General features: G+C 66.7%; 11 protein-coding genes. 1 reads left to right on the top strand and 10 read right to left on the bottom strand.

All coding sequences use genetic code 11. From position 1 onward, the window contains the following. Nucleotides 1–14: 14 nt before the first annotated feature. The 3 genes from ACTRO_RS24390 to ACTRO_RS24380 form a co-directional block, all read right to left on the bottom strand. Nucleotides 15–686, bottom strand: coding sequence for a methionyl-tRNA formyltransferase (locus ACTRO_RS24390; protein ID WP_211244397.1), 672 nt, complete (start codon nt 684–686; stop codon nt 15–17). A 77-nt stretch (nt 687–763) separates the two neighbouring features. After that, entirely contained in the window at nt 764–1,291 is a 528-nt protein-coding gene (locus ACTRO_RS24385) for a DUF6879 family protein (protein WP_034266577.1), read from the bottom strand. Beyond that, complete coding sequence (locus ACTRO_RS24380; protein WP_034266575.1) at nt 1,278–1,493, bottom strand: hypothetical protein; 216 nt, start codon at nt 1,491–1,493, stop codon at nt 1,278–1,280. The genes ACTRO_RS24385 and ACTRO_RS24380 overlap by 14 nt, the downstream gene beginning before the upstream one ends. Before the next feature lie 253 nt (nt 1,494–1,746). Here ACTRO_RS24380 and ACTRO_RS24375 point away from each other — a divergent pair, with 253 nt between their 5' ends. Then, nucleotides 1,747–4,167, top strand: coding sequence for an NB-ARC domain-containing protein (locus ACTRO_RS24375; RefSeq protein WP_157436403.1), 2,421 nt, complete (start codon nt 1,747–1,749; stop codon nt 4,165–4,167). A gap of 5 nt (nt 4,168–4,172) precedes the next feature. Here the strand turns inward: ACTRO_RS24375 and ACTRO_RS24370 are convergent, their stop codons facing one another. The 7 genes from ACTRO_RS24370 to ACTRO_RS24335 form a co-directional block, all read right to left on the bottom strand. Then, nucleotides 4,173–4,622 carry a hypothetical protein gene (locus ACTRO_RS24370; RefSeq protein ID WP_034266573.1) on the bottom strand — a complete coding sequence of 150 codons (450 nt, stop codon included), beginning with the start codon at nt 4,620–4,622 and terminating at the stop codon, nt 4,173–4,175. Between the two features lie 237 nt (nt 4,623–4,859). Further along, nucleotides 4,860–6,329, bottom strand: coding sequence for an SAVED domain-containing protein (locus tag ACTRO_RS24365; protein WP_211244395.1), 1,470 nt, complete (start codon nt 6,327–6,329; stop codon nt 4,860–4,862). After that, nucleotides 6,326–7,252: an AAA family ATPase gene (locus tag ACTRO_RS24360; RefSeq protein WP_034266571.1), complete on the bottom strand. Its 927-nt coding sequence runs from the start codon at nt 7,250–7,252 to the stop codon at nt 6,326–6,328. Before ACTRO_RS24360 ends, ACTRO_RS24365 begins: the two co-directional genes overlap by 4 nt. A 30-nt stretch (nt 7,253–7,282) precedes the next feature. After that, nucleotides 7,283–7,792 carry an HORMA-1 domain-containing protein gene (locus ACTRO_RS24355; protein WP_034266568.1) on the bottom strand — a complete coding sequence of 170 codons (510 nt, stop codon included), beginning with the start codon at nt 7,790–7,792 and terminating at the stop codon, nt 7,283–7,285. 6 nt (nt 7,793–7,798) lie between these two features. Then, nucleotides 7,799–8,797 carry a CBASS oligonucleotide cyclase gene (locus ACTRO_RS24350; RefSeq protein WP_034266566.1) on the bottom strand — a complete coding sequence of 333 codons (999 nt, stop codon included), beginning with the start codon at nt 8,795–8,797 and terminating at the stop codon, nt 7,799–7,801. A gap of 229 nt (nt 8,798–9,026) precedes the next feature. Further along, the gene (locus tag ACTRO_RS24340; RefSeq protein WP_034266562.1) at nt 9,027–11,282 is read right to left on the bottom strand and encodes a P-loop NTPase fold protein; all 2,256 of its coding nucleotides are present in this window, start codon (nt 11,280–11,282) and stop codon (nt 9,027–9,029) included. Beyond that, nucleotides 11,279–12,004 (bottom strand): sigma-70 family RNA polymerase sigma factor, encoded by a 726-nt coding sequence (locus tag ACTRO_RS24335; protein WP_034266560.1) that lies wholly within the window; start codon nt 12,002–12,004, stop codon nt 11,279–11,281. The genes ACTRO_RS24340 and ACTRO_RS24335 overlap by 4 nt, the downstream gene beginning before the upstream one ends. Nucleotides 12,005–12,014: the final 10 nt, after the last annotated feature.

Genomic DNA, 12,014 nt, shown 5'->3' with positions numbered 1-12,014 from the left:
GCGGCTCCGAATGTCTACGAGACTGACGGGGGTCCAGGTTCCATAAATCCGGCATATGTCGCGGCGCTGTGATCCTGCGGTGTTCCCGGAGTGCCTGCGGCCGCCAGGGCCAAGGATTTGTCCAGCAGGTCGTGGATGACGGGCAAGGCCTCGTCGCAGTATGCGGACCACGTGATGTCCTCGACGAGGGGGATGCCGTCCTGTTGGGCGAGGATGTTGCCGGTGTCGAAGTTCTCGTCCATCCAGTGCACCGTTGCTCCGCCTGTCCGGTCGCCGTTGCGGATTGCCCAGAGTAGTGGGGCTGGGCCGCGGTATTTCGGGAGCATGGAGACGTGGATGTTGAGTGCGCCGAGGCGCGGGATGGCGAGGACGTCGGGCGGTAGCTTCCACGCGAATCCGAACACGATCAGCAGGTCGATGTTGTAGCTCTCCAGCATTCTCGCGAGCCCGTCGATGCCGCCGGGTAGCAGGAGGTCCATGCCGGTGGGGACGGCGTCGAGGATCGCGGCCGTGGTTTCGCCGGCGTCGGACAGTGTCGGGCCGCCGGGGCGTAGTGAGCGGCCGTAGATGTAGGCGACGGGGGTGTGACCGGCCCGTGTGCAGGCCGTGTGGATCGTGGAGAACTCGTCGGGACCGGACGAGATCACGGCGATCCTCAGCCCGCCCGCCCCGTGGCTGTTCGGCACGGCGGTCTACCTCGCTTCGCGCAGCTCGAGAGCACAGCGGCGGGCGGGTGAAGCGTGGCGCGGCACGTGGCCCATTTTCAGATTAGCTGGTATGCGGCGTGGGGGATGGCGAGTTTCCACACCGCTTCGAAGGCTTCGGTGCACAGCGCGGCGATGGAGGGATCGGTGGTCAGTTCGTTTCCGATCCAGCCGCCGTCCCCGGTGAAGTGGTTGAAGAGCACGGTCGTGCCGTCGAAGACCCAGCAGTCGTTGCCGGGCAGGGCCAGGCCGGAGGCGCGGGTACGCGGGAGCCAGCGCACATCCTCGCCCGCGGCGATGTTCTGCGGCGTGCCCTCGTGCTCGAAGCGGATGTACTCGGTGACCGGTTCGGACACGATGCGCGCTCGGCGCAGCCGCACGCCGCGCGCGGCGGTCGCGCGCATGAGCTCGAGCCAGCCTGCCTTGCTCTCGGCATCCTGCTCGGGCCCCCACTGCCCCGCGCGCCATTTCTCGATGTCGGCTAATTCCTCCTGGACGGCGTACTGGTCGCGCATTTCCAGGTGGGAAGCTGAGTGCTGGCATGCGCGGAAAAGTCGGGCCCAGCCTTCCGCGTCAAGCGACTCCATCCGCATCGTCCTTCGGCAGATAATCGAACAGGGACCGGGGGACTCGCACGACACTCTCGCCGTCGGGAATCTTCATCTGTGCCAGGTCGGACGGATCGGTCACGAGGTAGCCCTGAACGATGAAGTCGCCGCTCAGCTCGTCCCGGTACAGCCGGGGCGAGCCACCCTGGCCAGTGCTGCCGCCGACGAAGACAATCTGCATGATTCCCCCTCCACCTGGAGTTGCCCAACCCTACCACCATGTAAGGGGACTACCAGCTAAGGGCCATGTCAACCGCAAATGCTCCTTCACCACCCCGCTCGTTGAAGCGCGAGTATAGATTCAGTGTTGCCTTCCGCGGCGGTGCATGCTCATATCACGGAGGGACCATAGTACGGATTGCTCGCGTGGCCCGCGCTTGTCGTGCATGCTCGGCAGCCTGGTCGGCCCGGGCAAGGTGGAGGGGGAGAATTCCATGGCGTCGCCTTTGCACGGTGGCCTGCCGGAGCCTGCATCCAGCCAGTCGATCCGCTCCGAGCTGTCCGGCTCGGCGGGCAACGTGGTTCAGGCTAGAGACGTCAGCGGGGGCGTGCACTTCCACGAGGCTACGCCCTCCCTCCAGGCGCGCCCCGCTCAACTGCCCGGCGATGTGAGCGGGTTTGTCAACCGCGCTCATCAGCTGCAGAGCCTCGACGGCATGGTCGCGGGCGACGACGCCGGCGAGCCCGGTGCGCTGCGGGTGGCGATGGTCGTGGGCACGGCCGGGGTGGGCAAGACATCCCTCGCCGTGCACTGGGCGCACCGGATCAGGAGCCGGTTTCCCGGCGGACAGCTGTATGTCAATCTGCACGGCTACGACCCTGTTCCCCCGGTGCCTCCAGCCGACGTGTTGGCGCGGTTCCTTCGCGCGCTCGGGATACCGTTGGAGCGCATTCCCCCGGGCGAGGACGAACGAGCGGCGCTGTTTCGCTCGGCCGTCGCCGACCGGAAGGTGCTCGTCATCCTGGACAACGCCGCAACGGCCGGCCAGATCTGGCCGCTGCTGCCGGGAGACGGGAGTTCGCTCGTTGTCATCACGAGTCGTACCCGCCTGTCGGGTCTAGCGGTTCGAATTGGGGCGCATCGCGTGAGTGTGGAGACGCTGTCGCAGGCCGAGTCGATCGAGCTACTGCGCGCGGTCTTATCCCGCTATCGCGTCGGAGACGACGAAACCGAGTTAGCCGAACTGGCCCGCCTGTGCGCATACCTGCCCCTCGCCCTGCGGATCGCGGCCGAGCGCGCCGCCGCCCGGCCACGGATGCCGCTGCGCGAATTGATCGCCGACCTGCGCGACGAACCCGGGCTGTGGGACGCCCTCTCAGCTGAAGACACGCACGGCCCGGCCGAGGCGGAAGCGGTGCGCACCGTGTTCCACTGGTCCTACCGCGCCCTGAGCCCCGAGGCGGCACGTCTCTTCCGGCTACTCGGACTCCAGCCAGGAAGCGATTTCGGCCTCCCGGCGGCAGCGGCCCTTGCCGAGCTGCCTGCGGTGCAGGCTCGCAGACTCCTTGACACCCTGGCCGGCGCACACCTGCTGGAGGAGTGCGGACACAACCGCTATCAGTTCCACGACCTGCTACGCGCCTACGCGCTCGACCAAGCGCAGCGCGAGGAGCCCGAAGAGAACCGGCAGGAAGCACTGCGAAGGGTCCTGGCCTGGTACCTACACGCCGCTGCCACAGCTGCGCACGCCAGCGTCGGCGTGTACCGTCTTCCCGTCGCGCTCGAGCCGCTGCCCGAAACGATCAACGTGCCGGTATTCGACGACGGGAAAGCGGCCATCACCTGGTACGAGGCCGAACGCGAGAATCTCACGACAGCCGTCCACGCGGCAGCGCACGCCCGGATGCACCGCATCGCCTGGCAGATCCCCGCCGTACTCACCCCGATCATCGTCGATCGAGAACCCGCCGACACGTGGCTGCCCGCCCAGCGCGAGGCTCTCGCCGCGGCACGACGCAGCGGCGAGCGCTACGGCGAAGCGATCACCCTGGAGAACCTCGGCATCGCACACCGGCACCTCTACCACCTCCCCGAAGCGGCCGAAGCCCTCAGCGCCGCCCTGGCCGCATACGACGATGTCCACGACACCCTCGGACAGATGCGTTGCGCCAACGGCCTGGGCGTCGTGCATCTGTTCGCGCGCCGACTCGATATGGCCGTAGCCGGCTTCGAGCACGCGGCCAGGCTCGCCACAGAGCACGGAGACCAGCAGGCGTACGCCGGCGCCTTCACCCGCAACATCGCCTGGGCGCTGCTCGAACGCGGCGACCTGCAGCACGCGGAGCCGCTGCTGCACCAGGCGCTCGGACTCCTGCGCGCAGCCGGTGAACCGCTCGAGGAAGCCGAGGCGCTGACCCTGATGGCCGCGCTCTACCGTCGTCAGGAGCGGCTCGCGCAGGCCCGCGCCGTAGCAGAGCAAGCCCTCGCCATGGCAGGAGAGGCTGAAGGAACGCTCTTCGAAGCGCTCGCGCTGCTGGAACTCGGCCGCATCGCCGTGGCACAGGGCGAGAACGGCGAAGCTCTCGGGCACCTGCACCAGGCCGCGGCCCTGTTCCAGCGGATCGGGCGGGCAGATCTACAGGCCGCCGTGTGGGATACGACAGGCGAGGCATACCGTGGGCTGGGACGGTGGCAGGAGGCTGCAGACTTCAGCCACCGCGCCGCCATTGAGCACCGAACCCGCGCAGACAGGTGGTCGCTCGCCCTCTCGCTCGCGGATCTCGCCGCCGCCCAAGCGCAACTGCAAGACGCGACCGGAGCCCTCACGAACCGCCGTGAAGCGATCGAACTGCTCACAGCGTTCACCGACCCAATCGCCACGGCGAAACGCGCCGAGTTGGAACGCGATACGTGAGTCCCTCATCTGCCGAAGCTGATCCCACCAGAGACGTCATCCGCCTGAACAGCGCCACCGTGCACGGTTCCGCTGATGGTCTTGGTCGTTGTCGCCGTGGTAAACGATGCCGTCGGCTGAGAGGTGAGCAGCGCCGGCAGTGCCTTCATCGCGTCCGACAGTTCCGGACGTGCCGCGAGCTGGCCGGCGAGGTAACCGGCCCAGAACAGCTCCATCCGGCCGGCGCGCTCGGACTCTGACCCCTGGCCGGCAATCGCGAGCGCCTGTTCTCTGGCGAGATCGAGTTCCGCGCCGGCCGCCTCAAGCGCTGCGGCGCTCGAGGCGGATGCGTGATCTTCAGGCCGACGGCGCGCCCACAGTCGGGACAGTGCCGCGCGAACCTGGCTCCACGAGTCGGTCAGAATCGCCGTGACCAGAGATTGCGCGCCGGGCATCACCACAGACGTCAGGTCCACGCTTCGATCGTACGCACTCGACGTGTGTTGCGCGCCTTCGGGCGCATTGAACGTGCGGTCAGCGGCGCACGCCCCGGCCCCGCGCGTGGTGGCGCGCCAAATGATCACGAAATATAAGCTGTCAGCTGGCTGGCTGCCCGTAGCTTCAACACCGCCCTTTCAAAGTCGGTGACGCTCGTTCCTCCACACGGGTACGAGGCTTCCGTTTCCATCGCGCGCTTCGCTGCGCGGGATTGCTCAGGCGTCGATGGTAAAGGCGGGTTCGTAGATATCGGCGGCGGCAACGTCCTCGTACACGGTCGTGGGGCAGACCCGGTTCCATCGGTGGCCCAGCAGGAGGGCCAGCCCCATCGGTCCGGCGAGGAACAGGTGGACGTGGGGAGCTGTGCGGGCGGCGCGTCGTACGGTGTCGCGGATGACGACAGCCAGTGCGTTGGCGGATGACGCGTCAGGTACCGCGTTGTCCTTGGCGCCGACGGGCGGAGCGATGACGAGCAGAGCGTCGACGGGCAGTCCATGGGCGCGCAGGTAGTCCAGCACGTCCGCGGTGGGGTCCGTGGCGACGGCGATCGCGACCGCGAGGTCCGGGCCCTGGCCGAGATTGTGCCTGGTGATCACCGGATCTGCCGCGGCCTCGTAGCTTGCGGAGGTACTCCATACTTGTCCGCGCTGAAGGACCGCCAGGTCGGCGCCGGTGACCATGCGAAATGCGCTTCCGGTGAGGAATGCGGTTGCTTGCCGCAGACTTCCGGTCACGGCGATGTTCGTTGCTCCCGGCAGGTGGCGGGGAGCATCTTCGATGTCACTCTGGAGTTGCTCCCAGGTGGCCGGCGCTTTGGGACGGCGTTTCGCGTAGGCGCTGGCGCCGTCGAAACGATCTGTCCACTCGAGGCTCCAGTCTGCCTCGGCGGCCATCGGGTCTGGTTTGAGGGTGGCGATCGACAGGACGGCGCGGGCTGGACCGGTTGCCAGCTCGAGGTCCTTGACCGCCTTTTCTATGAGGTCCAGGGTGAGCTTGCGGTGGCCGTCACGGACCATGCGCGCGACCCAGTCGGCGCCAGCGTCGATCGCCGGGTCCTCGTGTCGCAGCCCGGCGGCCACCATCAGGTGCTGGACTAGTTCGCGTAGGTGCGCCGGGTCTCGGCCGATGTCGAAGCGTAGGACTGCGAGCAATTCCATCAATTTCTCAATACTCAGGCCCGCGCCATCGGCCCAGCGCTGCCGGGCCTGGCCTCGGCCGCTGCGCGGGCCCGACTGGGCGGCCCTGGGCAGGAGTAATTGGGTGCGGGGGTCACGATCGCGCACAAGCAGGTCGGCGGCGTCGGGGACTCGATTGCTGATGAGGGCGAGGTCTACCACCGACCCGTCGGCGGTCAGATCCCGCCACGCGGTGGCTACCTTGGCGAGGATGGAAGGGCCTCCGGTAGGACCGGGGGCCAGCAGGTATGCCTCGTTGACGGGTGTAGAGCTTCCGACGGCGTATTTGACCTGCCCGTAGGTGTGAGGCGGCTTCTGATGGTAGAGGATGACGTCATCGAGGTTTCCGACGCCGTCAACCTCCACGCCAACGCCGATGACGGGCTTGGCCGGGCGAATGACGTGGTCGCGCAGCACGGTCACGCAACCGTGCCAGACGATGAGCCACTGGTACATGTCGCCGGCGATGCGTACCCCGCTGCGGCTGGGTGTCGGCAGTACGCCGGTCACGATGCCTGCTCGGTGAAAATGGGGCTGGGGGACATTTCCGCAGCGAGTGTGAGCAGTTCCGCGTCGCGAATGGGCTGGTCGGGGAAGGCCTGCAGGATGGCAGCCGGGATCAGACGTTGGGTGAGGTCGGAGTAGGTGTAGCCCGGGCGGTCCCGGGTGGGGCCGGTGAGTTCGACGAGCTTAGCCACCGTGTCTCCCTGGATCCCCAGGCCCAGAAGGGCGTGCTCCAAGACGGAGCGTCGCTGCTGGTCGTCGGGACGCCCGAAGGTGAACACGGCTGCGGCCCGGCGCATGATGGCCGGGTCGAGCGCTCCGACGCGGTTGGTGCACATCACTACGAGGACCGGGACCTTCGCTCCGGCCAAGCCGTCGATGCCCGCCAGGAACGCATCCACGCCGGCTCGGTCCTCGTGGTGCATCTGCCGCGCTTCACGTGACTGGGCCAGGGCATCGGCCTCGTCGACGACGAACACCAGGACCGATGACGCGCCGCGCGTTCCCAGGGCTCGCTTGCCTTCGTGCTGCAGGTGTGCGAAGGCCTCGCCGATAAGGGTGGTCATCTCGCCGACCAGGCCGCTGCCGCGTGTGGACAATTTGAGTCGGTAGAGCAGGACCGGCAGGTCCAGGTACTCGGCCAGATCACAGCCGAAGGACTCGGCCAGAGCGGATTTGCCGGACCCGACGTCGCCGGCGAACACGAACAGCGGCGCTCGGTCGGCGAACAGATCCAGCGCCGCCACGCGGCCGCCTCGATGGTGTGTCTCTGCCCAGTCCTGCAGCCGGCGCGGGTCGGCCAGCATCGCTGCCTCCTTGCGCAGCCGCAGTTTGACGTCGTCGAGCCCGACCAGCCTCCGGTAGCGGTTGTGGCGGACCGGCTCGGGCAGTTCGATCACCGGGTGGAACAGGTCGTCCTGGCTGGCCATGCGGCGCATCCGTTCTGCGAGGGGTGGGAGTTACAGAGCGAGATAGATATCTCGGGTGACACCGCTGCCGGCCCGGCTGTATCCGTTGCCGTTGGTAGTCGTGCCTGACGATGCAGTCGGTTCGGGCGCGCCCGTTCTCTGGAACGGAAGGCCATCCTCGAAGCTCGATCTCTCGGTCGCGTTCAGCGAGTGGAAGGACCGGCTGTAGGTCAGGTAGCTGTAGAAGCTCAGACCCGAGACTGCGACGCTGGTCGGCAGGCTGCCGGGGCGGGTGTCGAGCAGTTGGCCCCCTGTGGTGGCGCGGTAGCGCAGACGCAGCAGCCACGACTCGCCGTCCTGCTTGCGGAAGCCGTAGTCGACGGTGTCCAGGTAGCCGTTCTTGAGCAGTAGGGCGACTTCCTCGACGTAGTTGGGGATGTCGGCGAGTGCGGGCTTGCCGTACAGGTTGTTCAGCAGACGTAGGTCGGTCCCGACCTTGGCGCCGACGTAGCGGGCGTCGGTGATTGTGAAACTGGCGTTGCGGGTGATGGAGACGGTCACGGGTACTCACACTCCGGGAAAGGTGGGGCCGAAGAGCTCGCGCCACGCATCGGCGGCCTCGGCTTTCGTGGGAGCCATCGCGGCCCAGGACACGGAGTCCAGTGCAGAGGCGGCGGCGTCCACCAGGCGGCGCCGTTCCATGTCGTTGTAGCTGGAGGCGACGTTATTGCCAGGGTTAACGGGGTCCCACACCTGGATCGGGTCCGAGGACGTGATGACCTCATCGGCGCCGTAGTAGTCGTCGAAGAGGATCGGCGTCTTCAAGCCGGTCGTCGCGATATAGGACAGGACCTGCTCGAATGCCCTTGGATAGTCGTTGACCTGCAGCGCCTCGCTGTGCCAGCCGTTCTCCCACAGATGGGCTACCAGCAGTTCCAGCAAGAAGCTCTTGCAGCGCAGCGAGCTGTCCTGCGTCTTGGTCCACCGGATCCACGCCTTGAGGAGGCGGATCAGTTCGGCGTACCCGCGACCGGCCTCGCGCTTACGTGCCTCGATGAACCGCAGGTGCAACGTCACTGACGTCAGCACTCGCTGCCCCTGGCGGGTGACCAAGAAGCCCTTGTCGTCCGGCTCGCCTGTGTAGAGCACCGGCGCGACGTCGATCTTCAGGCCCGAGCCGCGCATCGTGATGCCTACGGCATGCTGTGAGATGGCGAAGTCCGCCTCGTCCTTCGTCTCTCCGTACACTTCGCGGCAGCGCTTCAACAGCCATTCCAGAAGCAGATGCTCATCGATCTCGATGTCTCCGGTACGCAGGTATGCCGCCACGTCGGCGTCCGAACCCTCTGACTTCCTGCGTCGGATCGCGGTGTGTTTCGCCGTACTCCCGGAGGCGCGCAGCTTCACCAGGTCGTACTCCGGGTGTTTGGCGATGTGCAGTTCCAGGCGCCGACGCAGATGGTTCACCTGCGCGCGCCGCTCCTCGGCCTCATCCACCGGCACGTTCACGTGGTCCTGCGCGAACTGTGCCAGCACCCGATGATCCACATAGGTCTTGCCCGCCATGCTCTTTTCCGCTCTCGTGCTCCAGTTCGTTCCCAGAACGTTCACCATCATCTCTATCAGTCGCCTCCGACAGTTTTCGGTCGTGAACGCTCGGCTGGACTCGAGTCGGGCTCCGCAGGCTCACGCGCGGCGGAATAGCGGCCACACCGTCAGGCTCTTCCGCGCGGGGCGCAGCATGCTGTCGTGACCACCCCGTACGTGTGTTCCTAGTGAGCAGCATTTCGACGCACTACACACCGTCAGACGCGATGACGGGCTGGACATGCAAAGGCGTGATGGTTGCTGCCGCGCCTTCGCAGCCGGGCTGCTCATCGTCCGCGGAGTTGTCCCGCTCATCGGTTTCGACACCGGGCTGGTTGCGCTCCAGTCGTTCCCACGGCCTGAGCGGCCGGCTGCCGCTCGCATATTCGGCCGCGAGACCCAGTGCCGCGGCCTCCTCGTTGGAGATCTCGGTGCCGTTAGCAACGGCGGTGATCACCTCGGCGAGCCGATGCAGGAACGTTTCCTCGCCGAACCACTCCAGCAACTGCTCCCAGGGCAGTACTGCTGTTGTCTCGACGGCCGCGGCGCCGATTGTCTGGCGGCGTGTCGAGCCGACGCAGTCGGCGAGCAGGGCGAAGATGACGCGGTCGTTCTCGGCAAAGGTATGAAGGGCGCTCTTTCCCTCGTCAGTCTCCGCCACGAAGGACGCGAGACGGGCGATGCGATCCTGGGAGGCGAAGTCCTCAGGTGATAGCGCCATGAGGTCGCCGCGGAGCTGATCCTCGAGCTCTGTGGCGACCGTGGCGTCAATCAGTGCGTTGCCGATGTTTTCGCGATGACCGGCGACCGCCAACAGGATCAGCCGGCCACTCATCGTCTTCACGTCTGCGATGGCCGCACAGAACGCCCCGGTTCGGGTTTGCTCCTCCGGCATCCGCCGCAGCAGTCGCACAGCGACCCGCATGAGCGTCATCGTTCCGCGACGTCCGTAGACGGCGTCTTCCTCAGGAAGCCGGGGAAGAAGATCCATCAGGACGGGGATCGCGGTTCGCGCCGGATCCGCCTCGATGTCGTCGGAATCGAACGGCAGGTCTTCAATCGGCCGGGTCAACCGCTCAAGCAGGTCCATGAGCTCGGAGGAAGAGCATTGATCGACAATTTGGCGAAGCCCGTCGCGATCGGCGAGGTGCTCGAAGGCGTTTGTCACCAGAGCTGCGGGCACGACCCCGGCTGGCAGTTGGCGCTCCAGATAGAACCGGAAGACCGCCGAGCTCGCGATCTTGCGCTGCCATCGCCAGGTGGTCTCCCACTCCGATCCATGATGCATGTTCTCAAAGTGGCGTCGCGCTGCCGGGAACAGCCAGCGACAGACCGCCTCGGCAAGCTCCGGCGAGGCGGCGTGCATCGCGGCGATGGGGCTCTCCGCCGCAGAGCGGTTCCGCTGGTACCCGCCCTCGGCGAATCCTCCCCGTGCGAACAGGTGGTCGGCGACGGAGACGGTGGCTTCGTACAGTGCCGGGTGCAGCACACGCACGGCCTCGATACCGACCAGGTCGGTGAGGGCAATTTCATCCCCAACCATCCGCAGGGTCATCGAGACGGATCCGAGTAGCCGCTGAACGTGGCGCGGCGTCACGAGCAACGGTCTGATGACGAGGCTGAAGATGTTCTGCCAGTCTTCGCGGACGAACGGGCCGGCGGGCAGGGTGTCGAGGACCGACAGTAAGCCGTCAGTGAACAAGGTGGCCACTTCTGGCTCGCGGGCGGCCGGTACGTCGTGGGTGACCTGCACGATCTTTTCCAGGTAGGCGCGCCCGCGCGCGAGGTCCCCATCACCCAGGCACTCCTCCACGCGCCCGCGGTCGAATGCGAGAAGATAGAGGGTGTTCGGGAAGTCGCCGACGAGTCGAACGAGGCGGACGATGTCGCGAACCTCGCTGGGGCGCAGCCGGTCGACATCGTCGACGATGACGACGAGCCTTTTCTCGAGTTCGCCGAGCATGGTGTGCAACTCCTGGCGCTGTTCGAACACCGAGGGTGCCCCAGCAAACTCCTTGAGAACGTTGGCAACGCCCTGCGTCGCGCCGCCGGCGCCGGCGAGAGCGGCGAAGGGCGAGAGCACTTGCCCGTAGGTTGCCAGCTTTCCCGCGATTCCCTTCAGCTTCGCCGTCTTCCTGCCCAGCTGCTTTCCGATCTCCGTGAAGAATGCGCTGACGAGAGCCTCGGTTCCGGAGAACATCCACGGGTTGAAGTGGACGACGATCGCATCGCTGCCGATGGCCTCCGCGACCATGTTCAGGACAGATGTCTTGCCGCTTCCCCATGGCCCGGTCAGGCCCATTACGCAGCCGCGTGCCGCGGGGGCGGTGAGGACCTCGGCGGCCAGAGCTCGGGCGAACCGCTCGCGCCCGAGCCGGTCTTCGTTCAACGACAGGATCGGCGCGTCCGCCCTGCCGGGCAACGACGTGGCATCCGACGTGTCGATGGACTCGTGCTTGCTCATGCTGTCCTCCGTACTCGAGCGGCCTTTTGTGCCCTATTGATCCGTGCGTCGAGTGTGTTGCGCTTGACACCCAACTCCTCGGCGATCTCCGCGCGACTCCAACCCCGCGACTCAAGGGCAAGTGCGACCAGATCGTCATCCTTGAGCGGCGCGGTCGCTCGGGCCAGCTCATCGCGGAGCTCGGCCCGGTAAGCGGGATCCACGGGCGGATAGGCGACCACGGTGAACACACCCGCCGGGCCCCCCTCGTCGAGGGCCTCCAGGTCCATCGCCTCGACACGGCGCTGGTGCAGGTGGAAGCGCCATCGGTTGACTAGGCGCCCGAGGCAGCACTGAGTGAAGAACACCTCGAGGCTGGCACCGCGCTCCGGATCCCACTCGCCGTCGGGGAGCACCTTGGTCTCAAAGTGCACGAGACACTCCTCAACGGCCTCTGCGGCGATGTCTTCGCACAGTGGCCGGCGCTGCAGTTCCTGACTGACTTCGATCTTGTAACCGGCGCGACGGCAGCGGCGATAGATCGAGCCAGTACGGATCGCGCGTTCAAGATCCGGCAGGGCCGTGGCCACGAGGCGGCACGTTAGTTCGGCCCACGTGTGCCCGGTGTAGCCGGACTCGATGACCGCGTCGAGCAGTTCGAGGGTCGTCAGGTCAGCGACCTCGTAAGGCCGCAGTGCTCGGGGTGGGCCATCCTCCGGGACGGCGCTCGGAATCGCGCTCACACTCCCTCTC

The organism is Actinospica robiniae DSM 44927, from assembly GCF_000504285.1.
Classification (GTDB): domain Bacteria; phylum Actinomycetota; class Actinomycetes; order Streptomycetales; family Catenulisporaceae; genus Actinospica; species Actinospica robiniae.
The sequence above is the reverse complement of the archived record's forward strand: the minus strand, read 5'-3'. Positions and strand labels throughout refer to the sequence as shown.